The 19,809-nt window shown below is 65.2% G+C and carries 20 protein-coding genes; 19 read left to right on the top strand and 1 reads right to left on the bottom strand.

The genetic code is table 11. From position 1 onward, the window contains the following. Nucleotides 1–573 (bottom strand): phasin family protein (locus MRY84_RS13590; RefSeq protein WP_291506247.1); only part of this gene is annotated, 573 nt, incomplete at its 3' end. 329 nt (nt 574–902) lie between these two features. Here MRY84_RS13590 and MRY84_RS13585 point away from each other — a divergent pair. The 19 genes from MRY84_RS13585 to MRY84_RS13495 all read left to right on the top strand — a co-directional run bounded on the left by MRY84_RS13585 (nt 903) and on the right by MRY84_RS13495 (nt 19,648). Continuing rightward, a complete protein-coding gene (locus MRY84_RS13585; protein WP_291506249.1) occupies nt 903–2,891 on the top strand; it encodes an SDR family oxidoreductase in 1,989 nt (662 codons plus the stop codon). A gap of 113 nt (nt 2,892–3,004) precedes the next feature. Next, entirely contained in the window at nt 3,005–4,096 is a 1,092-nt protein-coding gene (gene rfbB, locus MRY84_RS13580) for a dTDP-glucose 4,6-dehydratase (protein ID WP_291506246.1), read from the top strand. Continuing rightward, nucleotides 4,093–4,983, top strand: coding sequence for a dTDP-4-dehydrorhamnose reductase (rfbD, locus tag MRY84_RS13575; RefSeq protein ID WP_291506245.1), 891 nt, complete (start codon nt 4,093–4,095; stop codon nt 4,981–4,983). Before rfbB ends, rfbD begins: the two co-directional genes overlap by 4 nt. Before the next feature lie 14 nt (nt 4,984–4,997). Continuing rightward, nucleotides 4,998–5,882 (top strand): glucose-1-phosphate thymidylyltransferase RfbA, encoded by an 885-nt coding sequence (gene rfbA / locus MRY84_RS13570; RefSeq protein WP_291506244.1) that lies wholly within the window; start codon nt 4,998–5,000, stop codon nt 5,880–5,882. A gap of 10 nt (nt 5,883–5,892) precedes the next feature. Continuing rightward, nucleotides 5,893–6,438, top strand: a complete 546-nt coding sequence (rfbC, locus tag MRY84_RS13565) for a dTDP-4-dehydrorhamnose 3,5-epimerase (protein WP_291506243.1) — start codon at nt 5,893–5,895, stop codon at nt 6,436–6,438. After that, nucleotides 6,438–7,622: a DUF1972 domain-containing protein gene (locus tag MRY84_RS13560; protein WP_291506242.1), complete on the top strand. Its 1,185-nt coding sequence runs from the start codon at nt 6,438–6,440 to the stop codon at nt 7,620–7,622. Before rfbC ends, MRY84_RS13560 begins: the two co-directional genes overlap by 1 nt. 41 nt (nt 7,623–7,663) lie before the next feature. Then, nucleotides 7,664–8,596: a glycosyltransferase family 2 protein gene (locus tag MRY84_RS13555; RefSeq protein WP_291506248.1), complete on the top strand. Its 933-nt coding sequence runs from the start codon at nt 7,664–7,666 to the stop codon at nt 8,594–8,596. Nucleotides 8,597–8,728: 132 nt separating this feature from the next. Further along, nucleotides 8,729–10,381 (top strand): ATPase, T2SS/T4P/T4SS family, encoded by a 1,653-nt coding sequence (locus tag MRY84_RS13550; protein ID WP_291506241.1) that lies wholly within the window; start codon nt 8,729–8,731, stop codon nt 10,379–10,381. After that, the gene (locus MRY84_RS13545) at nt 10,374–11,582 is read left to right on the top strand and encodes a type II secretion system F family protein (RefSeq protein WP_291506240.1); all 1,209 of its coding nucleotides are present in this window, start codon (nt 10,374–10,376) and stop codon (nt 11,580–11,582) included. Before MRY84_RS13550 ends, MRY84_RS13545 begins: the two co-directional genes overlap by 8 nt. 29 nt (nt 11,583–11,611) lie before the next feature. Further along, on the top strand, nt 11,612–12,055 hold the full coding sequence (gene gspG, locus MRY84_RS13540) for a type II secretion system major pseudopilin GspG (RefSeq protein WP_142148639.1): 444 nt from the start codon (nt 11,612–11,614) through the stop codon (nt 12,053–12,055). 47 nt (nt 12,056–12,102) lie between these two features. Further along, nucleotides 12,103–12,600 (top strand): GspH/FimT family pseudopilin, encoded by a 498-nt coding sequence (locus tag MRY84_RS13535; protein ID WP_291506239.1) that lies wholly within the window; start codon nt 12,103–12,105, stop codon nt 12,598–12,600. Nucleotides 12,601–12,662: 62 nt separating this feature from the next. Beyond that, complete coding sequence (locus tag MRY84_RS13530) at nt 12,663–13,070, top strand: prepilin-type N-terminal cleavage/methylation domain-containing protein (protein WP_291506238.1); 408 nt, start codon at nt 12,663–12,665, stop codon at nt 13,068–13,070. Then, the gene (locus MRY84_RS13525; protein WP_291506237.1) at nt 13,067–13,678 is read left to right on the top strand and encodes a prepilin-type N-terminal cleavage/methylation domain-containing protein; all 612 of its coding nucleotides are present in this window, start codon (nt 13,067–13,069) and stop codon (nt 13,676–13,678) included. The genes MRY84_RS13530 and MRY84_RS13525 overlap by 4 nt, the downstream gene beginning before the upstream one ends. Then, a complete protein-coding gene (locus MRY84_RS13520) occupies nt 13,675–14,592 on the top strand; it encodes a type II secretion system protein GspK (RefSeq protein ID WP_291506236.1) in 918 nt (305 codons plus the stop codon). The genes MRY84_RS13525 and MRY84_RS13520 overlap by 4 nt, the downstream gene beginning before the upstream one ends. Nucleotides 14,593–14,639: 47 nt before the next feature. Beyond that, nucleotides 14,640–15,590, top strand: coding sequence for a PilN domain-containing protein (locus MRY84_RS13515; protein WP_291506235.1), 951 nt, complete (start codon nt 14,640–14,642; stop codon nt 15,588–15,590). Continuing rightward, nucleotides 15,587–16,141 (top strand): type II secretion system protein GspM, encoded by a 555-nt coding sequence (gspM, locus tag MRY84_RS13510; RefSeq protein WP_291506234.1) that lies wholly within the window; start codon nt 15,587–15,589, stop codon nt 16,139–16,141. Before MRY84_RS13515 ends, gspM begins: the two co-directional genes overlap by 4 nt. Continuing rightward, nucleotides 16,138–16,647 carry a hypothetical protein gene (locus MRY84_RS13505; RefSeq protein ID WP_291506233.1) on the top strand — a complete coding sequence of 170 codons (510 nt, stop codon included), beginning with the start codon at nt 16,138–16,140 and terminating at the stop codon, nt 16,645–16,647. The genes gspM and MRY84_RS13505 overlap by 4 nt, the downstream gene beginning before the upstream one ends. A gap of 34 nt (nt 16,648–16,681) precedes the next feature. Beyond that, on the top strand, nt 16,682–19,138 hold the full coding sequence (gene gspD, locus MRY84_RS13500) for a type II secretion system secretin GspD (protein ID WP_291506232.1): 2,457 nt from the start codon (nt 16,682–16,684) through the stop codon (nt 19,136–19,138). 60 nt (nt 19,139–19,198) lie between these two features. Further along, the gene (locus MRY84_RS13495; RefSeq protein ID WP_291506231.1) at nt 19,199–19,648 is read left to right on the top strand and encodes a hypothetical protein; all 450 of its coding nucleotides are present in this window, start codon (nt 19,199–19,201) and stop codon (nt 19,646–19,648) included. Nucleotides 19,649–19,809 lie beyond the last annotated feature (161 nt).

Here is a 19,809-nt window from a genome sequence, read left to right as displayed (position 1 = left end):
GGCGCCGCTGTCTGCTGCTGCGCGGGCTGCGGGCTTCTTGGTGGCTGCTTTTTTGGCCGTGGCGGGCTTCTTGGGGACAGGCTTTGCTGCGGCCTTGGCGGGCGCTGCCTTCCTGGCGGCGGGGGCCTTCTTGGCAGGCGCCTTTGCCGCCGCCTTGGCGGGCGCAGGCTTGCCGGCACCCTTGGCCAGGGCATCCACGCGGGCGCTCAGGGCTTCCAGGTCGCGGGCGGAGGGCACGCCCAGCTTGGAGAGGGCCTTGGCCACGCGGTCTTCAAAGATGTTCTCCAGCTTGTCCCACTGGCCCTGGGCCTTGGAGCCAATGTCCGTGGCCATGGTGGTCACGCGGCTGGTGGCTTCGGTGATCTTCTCTTCGGCCACGGCCTGGGTCTTGCGCTGGATGGAGAGGCCTTCCTTGACCAGGGCTTCAAACACCTTGCCGCCTTCTTCCTGGGCCTTGGAAAAAGCACCCAGGCCCGCCAGCCAGATCTGCTGTGCCGAGTCCTTCACGGTGCTGGAGAGTTGGGCGTTGCTCTTTTTCTTGTCGGCGCTGAGTTTCTGCAGTTTCTTGACCATGGGGCCTCCGTTGTGCGGTTGGGTGAATGTGCCAGGGCGGTTTGCCGCTGAAGCAAGGCCGCACTGTACGCCGCACCATGCCGATCGTGTAGGCGGGCGCTCCTAAAAACGTAGAGCGCGCCGTCTAAGAGCGGCTGACAAAACTCTTCTGGCGTCGTTGCCGCGTCTTGTCGTACTACTCGTACTGCCTGCGACGCAGCGCCTAGCCAGAAACGCTTCGCTGAGTTTTGTTAGCCGCTCTAAGGAGCTCCAGCTCCGGCGCGGGTTTGTGCTGAATCGGGCCGCGCCGGCCTTGGGCAAAAATGAAATCCATTACAGAGGAGACGCGCATGCAGTATTTCGTGACGGGAGCAACGGGTTTCATCGGCAAGCGGCTGGTCAAGAAGCTGCTCGAGCGCAAGGGCGCGGTGGTCCATTTCCTGATCCGCAAGGAAAGTGCGGACAAGGTCGCCGATCTGCGCAGCTATTGGGGCGTGAGCGCCACCCGTGCCATTCCCGTGTTTGGTGATCTCACTGCCAAGAAGCTGGGCGTGGCGGCGGAAGACGTCAAGAAACTCAAGGGCCAAGTCGACCACTTCTACCACTTGGCCGCCGTGTATGACCTGTCCGCCGACGAGGAAACCCAGGTGGCCGTGAACATCGAGGGAACGCGCAACACGGTGGACCTGGCGAAGGCGATCGATGCGGGCCACTTCCACCATGTCTCCTCCATCGCCGCTGCGGGCCTGTACGAAGGGGTGTTCCGCGAAGACATGTTCGAAGAAGCCGAGGGCCTGGACCACCCGTACTTCCAGACCAAGCACGAGAGCGAAAAAATCGTGCGCCAGGACTGCAAGGTGCCCTGGACGGTGTACCGCCCCGCCATGGTGGTGGGGGACAGCACCACCGGCGAGATGGACAAGATCGACGGGCCCTACTACTTCTTCAAGCTCATCCAGCGCCTGCGCCAGCTGCTGCCGCCCTGGATGCCCACCGTGGGGCTGGAAGGCGGGCGCGTGAACATCGTGCCGGTGGACTTCGTAGTGAACGCGCTCAACGTCATCAGCCACCAGAAGGACATCACCAAGAAGTGCTACCACCTGGTGGACCCAGTGGGCTACCGCGTGGGCGATGTGCTGGACATCTTCAGCCGCGCCGCCCATGCGCCGCGCATGAACCTGTTCGTCAATGCCGCGCTGCTGGGTTTCATCCCCAAGAGCGTCAAGAAAAGCCTGATGGCGCTGGCGCCCGTGCGCCGCGTGCGCAACGCGGTGATGAAGGACCTGGGCCTGCCCGAGGACATGCTCACCTTCGTGAACTACCCCACGCGCTTTGACTGCCGCGAGACCCTGGCGGCGCTCAAGGGCTCGGGTGTGAACTGCCCCAACCTCAAGGATTACGCCTGGCGCCTGTGGGACTACTGGGAGCGCCACCTCGACCCCGAACTGTTCATCGACCGCACGCTCAAAGGCACGGTGGCGGGCAAGGTGGTGCTGGTGACGGGCGGCTCGTCCGGCATCGGCCTGGCGGCTGCGCACAAGTTTGCCGAAGCCGGCGCCACCACCATCATCTGCGGGCGCGATCAGGACAAGCTCGACGAAGCCTGCGCCGAAGCCAAGGCCAAGGGCTACCAGTTCATCGCCTACTCTGCCGACATTGCGGACATGGCCGACTGCGACCGGTTTGTGCAGCTGCTCATCGACAACCACGGGGGTGTGGACTTTTTGATTAACAACGCGGGCCGCTCCATCCGCCGCGCCATCGAGTCGAGCTACGACCGCTTCCACGACTACGAGCGCACCATGCAGCTCAACTACTTCGGCTGCCTGCGCGTGACCATGGGCCTGCTGCCCGGCATGGTGGAAAAGCGCAAGGGCCATGTGGTCAATATCAGCTCCATCGGCGTGCTGACCAACGCGCCACGCTTTTCGGCCTATGTGGCCAGCAAGGCAGCGCTCGACGCCTGGACGCGCTGCGCCTCCAGCGAATTCGCGGATCAAGGCATCACCTTCACCACCATCAACATGCCGCTGGTGCGCACGCCCATGATCGCGCCCACCAAGATCTACAACAATGTGCCCACCCTGAGCCCCGAGGAGGCGGCCGACATGATCGCCCAGGCCTGCATCTTCAAGCCCGTGCGCATCGCCACGCGCCTGGGCATCACCGGGCAGATCCTGCACGCCCTCGTGCCGCGCGTGGCGCAGATCACCATGAACACGAGCTTTCGCATGTTCCCGGACTCGACGGCCGCCAAGGGCGGCGGCAAGGACGCCAAACCGCAACTGTCGGCCGAGGCCGTGGCGCTGCAGCAAATGATGCGCGGGATCCACTTCTGACCGAACCCACGTCTGCCCGTGCAATTCCCTCCTCGTAGAACTCTGTTACCGGGGGGCCGGACAGGGTGGGATAATTGCGGGCTCTGCCGAGCAGGCAATTCACAGCCCTCCCTATGATTCTGGTTACTGGCGGCGCGGGTTTTATCGGCGCCAACTTCGTTCTTGACTGGCTCGCGGCCTCCGACGAGCCCGTGGTCAACCTCGACAAGCTCACCTATGCGGGCAACCTGCACAACCTGGACAGCGTCCAGGGCGACCCCCGGCACATCTTCGTGCAGGGCGACATCGGCGACACCGCGCTGCTGACCCGCCTGCTGGCCGAACACAAGCCGCGCGCGGTGGTCAACTTCGCGGCCGAATCGCATGTGGACCGATCCATCCACGGCCCCGAGGACTTCATCCAGACCAACATCGTGGGTTCGTTCCGCCTGCTCGAAGCCGTGCGCGCGTACTGGAGCGCGCTGCCCGAGGGCGAGCGCGGGGCCTTTCGCTTCCTGCACGTGTCCACCGACGAGGTGTACGGTTCGCTCGCCCCAACGGACCCGGCCTTCACCGAAACGCGCGGCTTCGAACCCAACAGCCCCTACAGCGCCAGCAAGGCCGCCAGCGACCACTTGGTGCGCGCCTGGCACCACACCTATGGCCTGCCAGTGCTCACCACCAACTGCAGCAACAACTACGGGCCCTACCACTTCCCCGAAAAGCTCATTCCGCTGATGATCGTGAACGCCCTGGCCGGCAAGAACCTGCCCGTGTACGGCGACGGCATGCAGGTGCGCGACTGGCTGTACGTGAAGGATCACTGTAGCGCCATCCGCCGCGTGCTCGAAGCGGGAGCGCCCGGCGAGACCTACAACGTGGGTGGCTGGAACGAGAAGCCCAACATCGAGATCGTGAACATGGTCTGCAGCCTGCTCGATGAGCTGCGCCCCCGCGCCGACGGCCAGAGCTACAAGGCCCAGATCACGTACGTGAAGGACCGCCCCGGCCACGACCGCCGCTACGCCATCGACGCGCGCAAGATCGAGCGCGAGCTGGGCTGGAAGCCCGCCGAGACCTTCGATACCGGCATCCGCAAGACCGTGCAGTGGTATCTGGAAAACGCCGACTGGGTGGCTGGCGTGCAGACCGGCGCCTACCGCGACTGGGTGCAGACCCAGTACGCCCATGAAGCGGCCGCTGCGCCCGCGGGCGCCCGCGCATGAACATTCTGCTCTTCGGCAAGGGCGGCCAGGTCGGCTGGGAGCTGCAGCGCAGCCTGTCCGTGCTGGGCACGGTCACGGCGCTGGACTTCGACAGTACCGGGCATTGCGGCGATTTTTCGAACCCCGCTGGGGTGGCCGAGACGGTGCGCGCGCTGCGCCCTGACGTGATCGTCAATGCTGCGGCCCACACCGCGGTGGACAAGGCCGAGAGCGAGGCGGACTTGGCCCGCACGCTGAACGCCACCGCACCGGGCGCCATTGCCCAAGAGGCGGCGAAGCTGGGCGCCTGGGTGGTGCACTACAGCACCGACTACGTCTTCGACGGCAGCGGCAGCCGCCCTTGGGTGGAGACCGACACGCCCGGGCCGCTGAGCGTGTATGGCCGCACCAAGCTCGAAGGCGAGCAGCTGATCGCGCAGTCCGGCGCCAAGCACTTGATCCTGCGCACCAGCTGGGTTTATGCCGCGCGCGGTGGCAACTTCGCCAAGACCATGTTGCGCCTGGCGCAAGAGCGGGATCGGCTCACCGTCATTGACGACCAGTGGGGCGCCCCCACCGGCGCCGACCTGCTGGCCGATGTGACCGCGCACGCGCTGCGCCACTTGCAGCACCGCCCGCAGGACGCTGGCCTGTACCACTGCGTGGCCGGTGGCGAGACCAACTGGAATGCATACGCAAAATACGTGCTGGCGCAGGCGCAGCAATCGCAACCAGCTATCAAAATAAAAGCAACGGAAGTAGCACCCGTTCCGACAAGCGCGTTTCCGACGCCGGCCGTGCGTCCCCACAATTCGCGCCTGGACACCCGCAAGCTCCAGGCCACGTTCGGGCTGCAGCTTCCCCATTGGCAGCAGGGCGTGGCCCGCATGCTCGCGGAAATTCTCTGATCGGCCCTCTGACCATGACGCAACGCAAAGGCATCATCCTGGCCGGAGGCTCCGGCACCCGGTTGCACCCCGCCACCCTGGCCATCAGCAAGCAGCTGCTGCCGGTGTACGACAAGCCCATGATCTACTACCCGCTGAGCACGCTGATGCTCGCGGGCATCCGCGAGATCCTCATCATCAGCACGCCGCAGGACACGCCCCGTTTCGAGCAGCTGCTCGGCGATGGCAGCCAGTGGGGCATCCGCCTGCAGTACGCCGTGCAGCCCAGTCCGGACGGTCTGGCCCAGGCATTTCTCATCGGAGAAGACTTCCTCGCAGGGGCCCCCAGCGCGCTTGTGCTGGGCGACAACATCTTCTACGGCCACGACTTCCATGAGCTGCTGGGCAACGCGCAGCGGCGCACCGTGGGCTCCAGCGTGTTCGCCTACCACGTGCACGACCCCGAGCGCTACGGCGTGGCCGAGTTCGATGGAGACGGCAAAGTGCTGTCGCTGGAAGAAAAGCCGGCCCGGCCCAAAAGCAGCTACGCCGTCACCGGCCTGTACTTCTACGACGGCCAGGTGGTAGAGATGGCCAAGCGCCTCAAGCCATCGCCGCGCGGCGAACTGGAAATCACCGACCTGAACCGCCTGTACCTCGAGCAGGGGCAGCTCAATGTCGAGATCATGGGCCGCGGCTACGCCTGGCTGGATACCGGCACGCATGACAGCCTGCTGGAGGCCAGCCAGTTCATCGCCACGCTCGAACACCGCCAGGGCCTCAAGATCGCCTGTCCCGAGGAAATCGCCTGGCGGTCCGCCTGGATCGACAGCAGCCAGCTGGAGCGGCTGGCCCAGCCGCTGGCCAAGAACGGGTATGGCCAGTACCTGCAGCGTCTGCTGAACGACAAAGTCTATTGATCTCTTTTTCATGCTCGCCATCCCGCAATCCATTCCCGACGTTTTTCTCATCGAGCCCAAGGTGTTCGGCGACAGCCGCGGCTTCTTCTATGAAAGCTTCAACCAGCAGGCCTTCGAGGCAGCCACCGGGGTTCGCTGCGATTTCGTGCAGGACAACCACAGCCGCAGCCGCCAGGGCGTGCTGCGCGGCCTGCACTACCAGTTGCCGCCCAAAGCGCAGGGCAAGCTGGTGCGTGTGGTGCGCGGCGCCGTGTTCGACGTGGCGGTGGACATCCGCAAGGGTTCGCCCACGTTCGGCCAGTGGGTGGGTGCGCTGCTGACCGAAGACAACCACCGGCAGCTGTGGGTACCGCCCGGGCTGGCCCATGGCTTTCTCGTGATGTCCGAGTCGGCGGATTTCCTCTACAAGACCACCGACTACTACAGTCCCGAGCACGAGCGCTGCATCCGGTGGAACGACCCTCAGCTGGCCATCGCCTGGCCCGAGGTGGCCGCAGAAATCCAACTGTCCGCCAAGGACCAGGCCGGGCGCTCGCTGGCCGAGGCAGATCTTTGATGTCGGAACCTGGGTCCCTGGCTGTGGCGCCACGGCCTGCCGCGCTGCGGGTCGCCATTTTGGGGACCAAGGGCATTCCGGCCAGCTACGGCGGGTTCGAAACCTTTGCCGAGCAGCTGGCCGTGCGCCTTGTGGCGCGCGGACACCAGGTCACCGTCTATGCCGAGGCCGAAGACGGCCCAGCCCCGGCCGATACCTTTCACCAAGGCGTGCGGGTGCGCTTTCAGCGCAGGCCCCATTGGGGCCCGGCGTCCGTGCTGGCTTACGACTGCGCCAGCCTGTGGGACGCACGCCGCGGCTACGACCTGGTCTACATGCTGGGCTACGGCGCGGCCTGGGCCTGCTGGTGGCCCCGCGTTTTTGGCACGCCGGTGTGGATCAATGTGGACGGCCTGGAATGGGCCCGCAGCAAGTGGGGCAGGGCAGCGCGCGCCTACCTGCGCTGCATGGAATGGCTCGCCACCAAGACGGCCACTCGCCTCATTGCCGACGCCGAGGCGATCGCACAGCGCGTGCGCACCGTGTATCCCCGCTCTGCGCCCACGAGCTTCATCGCCTACGGTGCAGAGGAGGTCCGCTCGCAGGATGTGGATGTGCAGGCGCTTTCCGCATGGGGCCTCACGCCCGGCGGCTACCTGCTGGTAGTGGCCCGGCCCGAGCCGGAAAACCATGTGCTGGAGATCATCCAGGGCTACTTGCTGCACGATGGCCCGCTGCCCCTGGTGATCGTGGGCAGCGTGACCGATGCCACGCCATACCAGCGCCAGCTGCAGTCGCTGGCCAGCGAACGCGTTCGCTTGGTGGGCGGCGTGTACGACGCCCCCAAGCTGCAGAGCCTGCGCGTGCACGCGGCCGCCTACATCCACGGGCATTCCGTCGGTGGCACTAACCCGTCGCTGCTGGAGGCGCTGGCCTGCGGCAGCCTGGTGATCGCGCACGACAACCCGTTCAACCGCGAGGTGGCGCGCGACGCTGCAGAATATTTTGAAACCCCGCAGCAACTCGCTCGCCAGTTGGAGCAAATAGTTCAGCTACCGTTGCTGGAGCGGTCCCGGCGCTGTGCGCGCGCACGTGAAATCGTGGCGAAAAACTATACGTGGGACCGAATTGCCGATGACTACGAGGCCTTGCTTTTTGCGCAGTGCCGGCCGCACTGCGGAGTCGTACAGCCGGGGGTGCGGTGAGTTCAGGGCAGCAAGCTGGCGCAGCGCAACCGTTGGTCGATGTGCTGCTGGCTACCTATAACGGTGCGCAGTATCTGCCGGATCAGCTGGATTCGCTGCTGGCTCAGACGTATGAGAATTTTCGTCTCCTCGTCAGTGATGATGGCTCCTCAGACGCCACATTGGCCATCGTGGATCGTTATAGGTCCCGCTTTGGCAAGCGACTGGTTGTCGTGGCGCACCCTTGTCGGGGGGGCGGGGTGATAAAGAACTTTGAGAACCTGATGGCCACCAGCTTGCGCGATGGCGTGGCACGTTGGGTTGCGTTCGCAGACCAGGATGACGTGTGGCTCCCCCACAAGATCGAGCGTTGCGTTGAGGAGATGCGTCATCTTGAGGGAGCCTGTGGGACGAGCCTCCCCTGCCTCGTTCACTCAGATTTGGCTGTGGTGGACGACGGCCTGCGGCCCATTGCGAAATCTTTCGCCAAGTACCAGCACATGGACCCGCAGCAGTGCTCGCCCGTGTCGCTTCTCAGCGTGAACCAAGTGACCGGTTGCACAATGCTGGTGAATCGCGCTCTTCTTGAAATGGCGCTGCCTTTGCCCCCCGAAACGGTCATGCACGACTGGTGGTGTGCATTGCTGAGCGGTAGCGGCCGAAGGCGCTTCGTGGCCGAACCGTTGATCCTGTATCGTCAACATGGCTCCAACCAAGTGGGCGCCAAGAACCGTGGTCTGGGCACGCGGCTGTGGCGTCTGCTGACCAACGGCCAGGGGGTCATTCGGCGAGTCAGGGCTTTGGGCGCGGCCACCTATTTGCAGGCTCTGGCGCTGCAGGCGCGACTGAAGGCCTCAGGGCAAGATGGGGCCTACGTGTCAGAATACTTGGCTTGGCGAAGGCAGCCTCTCTGGGCGAGGCTGAGGGCGTATCGTCGATATTATGCGGGCCCTGAACTTGACCGACTGAGCCGTTGCCTGTTGTGGTTCAAGTAACTGAGCGCGATCAACGCTGCGCACCGTGCGGCGAAGGTGCTCTTATAGATACTCAAAGGCGTGGTAATGATGCTTTCGGCGGAAGTCATTGAAGAAACAGGTGGGGGCGGCGCAGTGCCCCGGCTTGGGGAAATGTTGCTCGCAGACGCGAAGCTCTCGCGCAATGACCTGGAGCGCGCGCTGGAAGTCCAGCGCTCCATGGGCGGGCGCCTGGGCCGGCTCCTGATCAGCCTCGGCCTGGTGTCCGAGGTGGATGTGTATGCCGCGCTCTCGCGGCAGGCGGGTCTTCCGCTGGTTCGCCAGGAGGCCTTCCCCAAGGAAAAGCCCGCCACGTCGCGGCTCAATACCAGCTTCCTGCTCGCCAACAACCTGCTGCCGCTGGGGGATGCCGAGAGTGCGGACGCCTTGCCGGATTTCGCTTCGGTCGACCCGCGCAGCCCGGCCCTGCGCGATGCGCTGCGGCTTGTCTTTGGAGAAGTCCCAAGGCTCTGTTTCGGCTTGGAATCCGAAATCGCCAGCCAGCTCAACACCTGGTTTGTGGAGGCGTCGGAGCCTGAGGAAGAGGTGGTGGGCGACCAGTTTGGCGCGTCCGAATTCATCGAGCACCTGCGCGACATGGCCTCCGAGGCCCCCATCATCCAGCGCGTGAGCCAGATCCTCTCCCAGGCCGTGGCGGCCCAGGCGTCCGACATCCACATCGAAACCTACGAAGAGAAATCGGTGGTTCGCATCCGGGTGGATGGCGAGCTCTACCCCATCGACGAGATTGATAACAAGGATGCGCCCGCCGTCGTCTCGCGCATCAAGATCCTCTCGCAGTTGGACATTGCCGAACGCCGCATGCCGCAAGACGGGCGTACCAAGCTGCGCGTGCATGGCAAGGAGATGGACTCCCGCGTGTCCACCATCCCCACCATGTTCGGCGAATCGGTGGTGATGCGCTTGCTGGAGAAGAACTTTGACCTGCTCTCGCTCGAGAGCCTGCATTTCACGCCGCCCACGCTGAAAGCCATGCGCCAGATGCTCAGCGTGCCGCACGGGATCTTCCTGGTCACCGGCCCCACGGGCTCGGGCAAGTCCACCACGCTGTATGCCTCCATGCAGGAGCTCGAGGGCGAGAACCTCAAGATCCTCACCGTGGAAGACCCGGTGGAATACCGCCTGCAGTGGCTCAACCAGGTGCAGGTGCAGCCCCAGATCGGCCTGACCTTCGCCAAGGTTCTGCGCTCCTTCCTGCGCCAAGACCCGGACGTCATCATGATCGGCGAAATGCGCGATGGTGAGACGGCCGAAATCGCCGTGCAGGCCGCGCTGACGGGCCACTTGGTCATGTCCACGCTGCACACCAACAGCGCGCTGGGCGCCATCGTCCGCTTGATCAACATGGGCGTGGAGCCCTACCTGATCACGGCATCCGTCATTGGCGTGCTCGCCCAGCGCCTGGTGCGCAAGCTGTGCGACGAATGCAAGGCACCGCTGTCGGCCGACCAGGCGCACGCGGCGGCGGCCTCTCTCGGGGTGGCAGCGCCGCAAGGCCAGGTCCTGTACCACGCCGTGGGCTGCCCGGCCTGCCGCGGAACGGGCTACCGCGGGCGGCTGGCGGTGCATGAATTGCTGCTCATGACCGAGGATGTCAAGAAGCTCGTGCTGGAGCGCGGCTCATCGCTGGGCGGTGCTGATGGCGCCTATGCCGGCGGGAACTTGTTGCAGGATGGCGCCACCAAGGTCTTCCAGGGTCTGACCACGGCCGAAGAAGTCCTGCGCGTCGCGCGTCAAAATGATTGAATTTCAATACGATGGGGTAACGTCTGACGGCAAGGCCTGCCAGGGGACGATTCGCGCGCTCAATCTTGAGACCGCCCGGTTGCGCCTCATCGGGCAGGGCGTGACGCCGGTGCGCATTACCGATGAGACGGCGGCCGTGCCGCAAGCCGACACGCAACCCCGGGGCGCCAAGCTCAAGCGCAGCGAAGTCCTGCTGTTCAGCCGCGAGATGGCGCACCTCAAGCAAGCCAACATGCCGCTCGACAAGGCGCTGGTCATGCTCAAGGAAACGGCCGACACCGAGCGGCTCAAGGCCTTCATTGCCAAGGTCGAGGAGGGCGTGCGGGGCGGCAAGTCGTTGTACCAGTCCCTGCTCCCGTTCGAGCGCGACCTGGGGCGCCAATACCTCGTTCTGATCCGCGCGGGCGAAACCTCCGGCTCGCTGCACGTGGTGCTCAAGGAACTCACGGTGCAGCTCGAAGCCGAAGACAAGCTGCGCAACTACGTGATCTCGTCGATGACCTATCCCGTCATCCTGCTGGTGGTCGCCGTGCTTTCCGTCACCCTCCTGCTGGCGTTCGTGGTGCCGCAGTTCCGGGAGATCTTTGATTCCATGGGCGACAAACTGCCGTACTCCACGCGGCTGGTGGTCGATCTGAGCGACACCATCCGCTCGCAGTGGATGGCCATCCTGCTGGGCTTGACCGTGGTACTGTTCCTCGCCTCGCGCTGGGCTGCCACGGCCTCGGGGAGGCTGCGGCTGGACAGCGCGCTGCTGGGGCTGCCCCTGCTGGGGAAGGTGCTCAAGAACCTGCAGTTCGCGATTTATTTCCGCACCTTCGGCATCCTGCTGCAGCGTGGCGTGCCGATGGTGGATGCCCTGCGCATCGCCATCGACACCCTGACCAACACCGCGCTGCGCAAGGATATGGAACCCCTGGTCGGCGTGGTCAAGACCGGCAAGCGGCTGTCCACTGGTTTTGTGTCCCCTTACCTTGGCAAGTCCAGCACGCCGCAGCTCATCAAAGTGGCCGAGGAAACCGGCCAGCTCGACATCACCCTGCTGGGCCTGGCGGACCGCTACGAGGACGAGGGCCGGCGCACCATGGGCCGCGTACTGGCCGCCATGGAGCCCCTCATCATCATCGTGCTGGGCGCCCTGGTGGCCTTCATCATCATTGCCATTCTGGGCGGTGTCCTGTCGATCAACGACACCATTTGATTTTTGGATTTTTGAGAAAGAAACCTGACATGAATTGGAAGAACTTTGGCCGCACTGCAGCGGCACGGGCGCGCCGCTCCGCAGGCTTCACCCTGATCGAACTGCTGGTGGTGCTTGTGATTCTGACCTTGCTGGCGGGCCTGGTCGGTCCCAAGGTGCTGGACCAGCTTGGCGGCGCCAAATCCAAGACCGCCCGCATCCAGATCTCTGAAATTGAACAAAGCCTGGACCTCTTCAAGCTCGACGTGGGGCGCTACCCGAATGACGCCGAGGGGCTGCGCTCCCTGGCCGAGCGGCCTGCGACGGCCCAGGGCTGGAACGGCCCGTACCTGAAGAAGGGCCTGCCCTCCGATCCGTGGGGCGCTGCGTACCAGTACAAGAACCCGGGCCGCAATGGCGGACCGGACGTATTCTCGCTGGGCGCCGACGCCAAGCCGGGCGGCGATGGCGAGAACGCGGACGTCTACAACTGAGCCGCACCCGTTGCGCGCCCAGACTGCTGCCCGCTGATCCGCCTTGCATGAGCCGTCAACCTTCGGCGCTGCGCCGCTCCCATGGCTTTACGCTGCTGGAGCTGCTGGTGGTTCTGGTGCTCGCCGGCATCACCATCGCCGTCGTGGGCATGGGCGGGCAGGCCTACATGGACCGCTCCCGCTACAGCCAGGCGGTGCGCGACGTGGCCACCCAGCTCAACCGGGCTCGCGCACTCAGCATGCAGGAGGGGCGGCCGATCGCCGTCGCCTACCAGCCAGAAATCCGCAAGCTGCTGGTGGATGGGCAGGTGTCCCTGGAAGTGCCCGAATCAGTCATGGTCCAGTGGGAGCCCATCGCGCGCAACCCACGCTCCCGCGAATCAGCCGGGGCGGCTTCCGCCGGGCAACTGGTCTTTGTGTTCAATGCCGACGGCGGCGCCCGTGGCGGGCGGCTGGCGGTGCTGCGCGGCGGCCAGGGCGTCAGCTTCCGCGTGAACTGGCTGCTGGGCACGGTGGAGCAAGCTGCAGCCGTGGCGCAGTCATGATGCCTGCCGTGCGTCAGCAGCGGACCCTGCGGCATCGCGCACCCTGCGGAGGGTGGTCACCCGTGCCGGTGCTGGCGCCTGCACGTTCACAGCGCGGCTTCAGCTTGCTGGAAGCGCTGGTGGCCATGGCCATTGCCGCCATCGCACTGGCCAGCCTGTACAAGAGCGTGGGGCAGGGCTCCAAGAACGTGGTGGATGTGGAGACTCGGGTCGAGGCCGCCCTGGTGGCCAAATCTGCGCTGGCCGCAGGCACGTTTGCCGAGGACTTTGCACGGCAGGCTTCCGGGCAGGCGGGGGACTGGCAGTGGCGCATCCAGATCGCGCCCGAGCAGATTCCCCTGCTGGAAGAAAACGGACGCCCCGCGCCCGGCGGCCCGTTGCGCGCGGCCCGGGTCTCGGTCGAGGTCAGCAAGAACGGCGTGCCCGCCGCCACCTGGACCACCTGGAAGCCCTACAGGGCCGCGCCATGACCCGCAAGTTTGCCAAATCCTCCCAAGGGTTCACCTTGCTGGAGTTGTTGATCGCATTGGCCGTCACGTCGGCCGTGGTGGCGCTCATGTTTGCGGGCGTGGGGGTCATCGGGCGCTCTGAAGAGCGCAACCAGCGCGTGATCGAGCGCTCGGAGCGCATGCTGGTCGTCAGCCAATGGCTGGGGCGCAAGTTCGATGCCTTGCGTTTGCTCAGCCGTCGCAGCGATACGGGCTTCGTGAACTTCTTCAGCGGCAATGCGGCCGGTCTACTCTGGGTGGCGCCGCTGCCCGAGCGCGGCGAGGGCGGCGGCCTGTACGTATTCCGCATGACGCCCTTGCGCCACGCTGGCGGGCGCGTGGACCTTTCGGTGGAAGCCGTGCCCTATGACGGCGCACTCATGGACCTCGACTGGAACCGCGCCCTGCGGGAGACGCTGCTCGCCAACGTGACGACGCTCCAGTGGCACTACCAGGACGGCCAGACCGGCCAGTGGACGCAGGAATGGGATGTGGCCAAGACGACGTACCCTGCTCGCATACGGCTGGAGCTGGCCGATGCACGTGGCGAATGGCCGCCGATGGTGTTTCCGCTGGTGAGGGCACGATGAGACGCCTGAAACCACGATTCCACCGAGGCGCGGCGCTCATCCTGGTGCTGTGGCTGGTGGCGTCCCTGTCCCTGGTGGTCATGGCCAGCGCCCGCGGCATTCGCCTGCAGACGCAGCGTACCGCTCTGGACCTGGAGCGCCTGCGCGCCGAATCGCTGCTCGACGCCGCCTTGCAACTGACTGCCCAGCGCCTGCTGGCCGACAAGGACTCGTCGGCGCAGTACCGCATCCAGCGCCTGCCCATGGGGGCGGCCGAGGTCTGGGTGGAGACTACCCCCTCCGGGGGGCTGGTGGACGTCAACGTCGCCAGCGAACCCCTGCTGCTGGCGCTGTTCCAAAAGGTTGGGGCGCTGGCGCCCGGCGAGGCCGCCATCCTCGCTTCGCGTATGCGCGACTTCATCGATCCGGACGACACGCCCGGCGGCGTGGGCGGGGCCGAGGCGGCCCAGTATCGGGCGGCCGGGTGGCCTTCGCTGCCGCGAAACGGGCCCGTGGATGACCTGTCCGAGCTGCGATCCGTGCTGGGGATGACGCCGGAGCTGTATGACATAATCGCGCCCCATTTGGGTATCAACGGGCAGCAACGCATCGAAATCGATTCTGCCCCCCCTGCACTGATCGACGTCCTGACAGGACAGCCAGGTCTGGGGGCGCGCCTTCACAACTCCCCACCGGAAACGCGGGCTGGAGAGCTCCTCACCGGGGCCGCCGCCGAATTCTTCTCGCCTGCACGTTCGAGGGGCGGGCAAACGGTGCGCTTCAAGGCCTATGTGCAGGCCGAAGGCGAGCGGTGGTGGCAGCGCGAAGCGTGGATCGACCTCAGCGAGCGCCCCGGTGGTTTGACGCCATGGACAATGCTCTCGTTGGAGCCGACACGCCGCTTTAACAAGCCGGAACAGGAATTCAAGCCATGACAGGTTGGGGGCGACTATCTCTTCGTGCGCAAACGGCACTGGACCGAATGGCCTGGGGTTTCGGTGACTTCAAACGGGTGCTGATGGAGCGCGGCGCGTGGCCCGCTGCCACCAGCATCGCGATCACGCCGGGCGGCGCGCGCTGGTCCATCACCGGCACCCGCGCACGCCAGCAGGCTGGCAGCCGCAAAGCCGCCAGCTTCCTCGTGCCCGAGGCCGATTGCCTGTGGGGCACCCTGCAGTTGCCCGACATGCCACGCCATGCCCTGGCCAGCGGCGTGGAAGAAGCTCTTTGGCGAGTCTCGCCCATGCCGCCCGAGCAGATCGTGGCAGCCTGGTGGGCCGAGCCCCAAGCCCAGGGTGGATGGACGGTGGCGTGGGGCATGTGCCGGCGCAGTCAACTTGCCCAGCAGCTTGAGCAACACGGTTTCGCCCCGGATGCGCCGGTCTATCTTCTGCGGCAGGGGCGGGCCTGCCCGGTGCGCAATGTGGCGTGGGGCAAGCAGCAAAGCCAGCAGCGCTGGATGGACTGGGGCGGCGTCGCGCTGCTGCTGGTGGTGATGGCCGCGCTGGCGCTGCCCGCGCTCATGCCCCTGGTGCTCAAGCGCCAAGCTGTGGTGCGGGCCGTGGTCCATGTGGGTGGTCTGGAGCCAAAGGCCGCACCCCTGCGCCAGAAGCTGGACGACCTGCGCCAGCAAGCCCAGCTGGCCGAAGAACTGCGCAAGAACGCCAGCACCGACCTGCCGCTGGCCAGTGTCATCGAAGCGCTCTCGGTAGCCGTTCCGGCCGATACGTGGCTCGACCGCGTGGAAGTCAATGGCAACGAGATCCGCATCACCGGCCTCACGGCCAATGCCACTGAGCTCATCGGCCAGCTGGGCCGCCAGCCCGGCCTGGTCGACGTGCGCGCGACAGGCGCCAGCGTGCGCGACGCCACCCTGAACAAGGAACGCTTCACCTTCGAGATGCGCTGGCGCAGCGAAGGAGCAAAGCCATGAAGATGAACATTTGGCGTCGCCGCGCGATCGTGTCAGTGCTCGTTCTGCTGCTGGCGGCACTGGCAGGCTCCGCGCTGGTGTACCGCGCGCTGTGGGCGCGCTACGACACCGCCCTGGCGCAACTGGAGCCTCGCAGCGAGCGCCTCGAAGGCGTGGTCAATGCGGGATCCGAGATCGAAACCCTGCTGGCCTCCGCGAGCAGCACCGTGGCCCCAATGCTCCATCCTGCCGGTGAAACCGCGCAAACCGATGTGCAGCAGAAATTGCGGCAGATGATTCTGGCCTCGGGGGGGACGCTCGTGTCGTCCCAGGTCGCGCTGGAGCCCGGCGTGGACGGCAAGTTGGCACGCGTCCGCCTGACCGCCACCATCTCGGGTGAATGGGCCAAGTTGGTGAACTTCATGGAGAGTCTGCAGTCGCACCGGCCGCCGTTCTGGGTGCGCACGGCCAACATCGCCCGCGAGGGGGCCAGCACCGGTGCTGGCCCGCAGACCGCGCGCCTGACCTTGCAACTGGAGGCACCGCTGGCGCCAGAAAAGGTCAAGCCATGATCAAGTCCTGGTACCTGGCCCCGGTCCTGGGCATCGTGGCGGTGGCCGCGAGCGCCTATTGGTGGGACGCGGAAAAGGAGCGCTGGACTCCGCCACCGCCCCGCAAGCCCGACCTGCCTACGGTCGAGCCCATGCCCAATGTGGTCAGGATTCGTGCTCGGCAGGCCGTGGAGCGGCCACTGCTGTGGACCTCCCGACGCCCCGTGGCCGTGGACGAGAAAAAGAGCAGCATGGTGAACGAGCTGATGCAAGCACGCCTCACGGCAGTGTTTGAATCCGGCAAGGAACGTATCGCCGTCCTGCAGCGTGCCGACGGCACCACCCTCAAGATCACCGGTGAAACCAAACCCTGGCGTGTCGAGTCCTTTGACGGCCGCAAGGCCCTCTTCCTGTCTGCAGACAACCAACGCGTTGAGCGGCCGCTGGAAGCCGGAACCCCTGCGGCTGCAACCAATGCCCAGCCAAGCGCTGCTGGACGCGTGCGTCGCCCGGCACCCCGACAGTAGGCCCGAGCGGCATACCCCATTTGGAGCTAACTTTATGAACATTCGGCCATCCATCCTTTTGCTGGCATTGCTGGCGTCAGGCTGTGCCAGCACGCAGGGTGGGCCTGCGGCATCGTCGTCTTCTTCCGCCGAGTCCAATGCACCAACCGCCGCTGCAGCACCGGCCGCTTCTGCGGCGCCTGCGGCCCCTGTTGCGGCGAGTGCTCCGGTGGCCAACGCTGCTGCGCCAGCCGGCGCACCGGCCTCTGCTGCGGTAGAGGCCCAGCCCCCGAAGGCGTCGTCTGGCAGCACCAAGCTGTTCCCCGGCAATGATCAGTTGTTCAAGCGCGATGTGGCTCCCAAGCTCGATCCCGTGCTTGCGCGCGGCGATAAGGTCTCGCTCAATTTCGAGAACGTCACCGTCAGCAACCTTGCCACGGCGTTGCTGGGTGACCTGCTCAAGCTCAACTACACCATCGACGCCGGAGGCGACACCGTGGTCAGCCTGCACACGCGCCAGCCATTGGCGCGCAGCCAGGTGCTCGATGTGCTGGACGCCGTGCTCCTGCCGCACGACCTTGCCATCGTGCGAGATAACGCGGGCGTCTACCACGTGACCAAGCGCACGGTCACCGTCGGCGCACGGCCGGTGGTGGGCTCCTCCAAGTTCAAGGATCTGTCGGGTGCCGGCACCGTGATCGTGCCGCTCAACCACATCGCCGCAGCCGAGATGGCCAAAATCCTCGCGCCCATCGCACCGAAGGAAGCCATCGTCTACGTGGACTCCATGCGCAACCTGCTGGTGCTTCAGGGCAGCAAGGCGCAGCTGGGTGGCTGGCTCGAGATGGTCGAGGCGTTCGATGTGGACTTCCTCTCGGGCATGTCCCTTGGAGTCTTCGTGCTCGAAAACGCCAACGTCAACGTGGTGCGCGACGCGCTGCAAGCCATGCTGGGAGGTTCCAGCGGTGGCGCTGCCGATCCTTTTGGTGGTAGCGGCACGGCAGGGGCGGCTGCGCCGGCAAGCGGTGGCGGAGGAACGTTTGGCGCGGCTACCGCCGCCGGTGCTGGCGCTGGCGCCAGCGGTGGTGCTGCCGCACAGGTGGCTACACCGCTGGGTGGGCTCATCCGGGTGTTCCCGGTAGAACGGCTGAATGCGCTGGTGGTTGTCACCCCGCGCAGCCATCTTCTGGCCCAGGTAGAAACCTGGATCCGTCGCCTGGACCGGCCCAGCGACACCCTCGAAGCCAGCCTCTTCGTGTACCCAGTGCAAAATGGCTCCGCGCTGCAGTTGGCAGAAATGCTCAATGGCCTGTTCAGCAGCGGCCAGTCTGGCCAGGGCCGTTCGGCCGGCGTGGCGTCGGGCTCGGCGCCAACGCAGTTCTCGCAAGGCACCGGCATGGGCAACACCGGGCTCGGCACCGGCATCTCGGGCAACAGCGGCCTCAATTCGGGCAACAGTCTTGGCGGTAGCGGCAGCACCGCTGGCAGCAGCCCCCTGGGCGCCAATCTGGCGGGTGGCAACCGCACATCACCCAACAACATGTCGCTCACGTCCACCAGCCAGCTCGACGGCAATGTGCGGGTGGTGGCTGACGAAAAGCGCAATGCCCTGCTGATCCGCGCCCCGCGCGTGGAATACCGGCGTATTGAGCAGGCGCTGCGCGAACTGGATCGGGCCCCCATGCAGATCCTGATCGAAGCCAGCATCGTGGAGGTCAGCCTCACAGGCAATCTCGCATATGGCGTGGAGTGGTACCTGCAAAACGGCTTGAGCAATGGCCGCGAGGGTATCGCCTCGCTCAACATGAATGAAAGCAGCGCGATCGGTGCCAGACAGCCCGGGTTCTCCTACACCATCATCAACAAGGCGAACGTGGTGCGCGCAACCCTCAACGCATTGAGCGAGAAATCGCAAGTGCGCCTGCTGTCCAGCCCGTCGGTTCTGGTGCTCAACAACCACAACGCCACGATCCAGGTCGGCCGGCAACAGCCCATCAAGACGTCTACCTCAGTCGCCACGGGCAACAACCTCGTGACCGAATCCATCAGCTACAAGGACACGGGGGTCATGCTTTCCGTCACGCCATCTGTCAACGCGGGCGGGCTGATCAGCATGGACATCACGCAGCAAGTGACCGATGTGGGCGAGGAAGATACCGTCACCCGTCAGCGCGCCTTCCAGACCCGGCAGATCCAGACACGAGTGGCCGTGCGATCGGGCGAACCTATCGTGCTCGGCGGCCTGATCCGCGAAAACGATAGCGGCTCCCGCAGCGGCGTGCCCGTTCTGGCCGACATTCCGTTGCTGGGCTCGCTGTTCTCCACCACCAGCAACAAGCGCGACCGCACCGAGCTGCTGGTGCTGATGACGCCGCGGGCCCTGGAGGACGACGATCAGCTGCGCGCCGCCAGCGCCGAGATCCGCGACCGCATGCGCTCGCTGTCGTCGCAGTCGCCGTCTTTTCCTCCCCGCCCTCAGGAAGTTCCTGTTCCCTCTCTTCCCCAACGGTGATGCAGCGCTGTAAAAGCGATCTACATCCATGTCCACTTGTAAATCGAGGAGTGTCTATTCATGACGAAATCCATCAGTCGCCGCAATGTCGCAGCGATTTTGCTTGCCCCCATCGTCATGGGTGTGTTAAGCGGCTGCGCTGCGGTTGGCAAGGCCTCGCCCGAAGCCGACAAGGAAGCCTTGAAAAAACGCGCGCAGGAGTACTGGGCGTTGGTGAAGGCCAATGACCGCGTCAAGGCCTGGAACTACGAAGAGCTGTCCAAGGACCCGAACGGTTCGCTGGAGGGCTACCTCAAGCGCGGCGGAATCACGTTTGATGCGGTGGAGGTGCGGGAGGTGAAGAGCCTTGAGGGCGACCGCGCGACCGTGGAGGTGTTTACACGCTACGCGGTGCCGCTGGTGCGGCTCAAAAACATGGAAACGGTATCGCAGGACGAATGGCGCCGCATCGACGGCGCGTGGTACCACGTGCTGCGCCGCAGCGTCATGTTCCCCGGGGAGAAGTCATAAATTTTGTTGTGGAGGTGCAACAAAATCACGGATGCGGAACTTCTGGCTGGAATAGATTTGAAAACCAGAAACTCTCGGGCTAAGATAGCGCCAACCCAAACGAAGTGACGGATGGGTTGCATATCCCAAATCGTGGGGAAAGCTTCCTTCAATTATCTAAG

Origin of the sequence: Acidovorax sp., assembly GCF_022763525.1 — a bacterium.
GTDB lineage: Bacteria > Pseudomonadota > Gammaproteobacteria > Burkholderiales > Burkholderiaceae_C > Acidovorax.
This window is presented reverse-complemented; position numbering and strand designations above follow the sequence as displayed.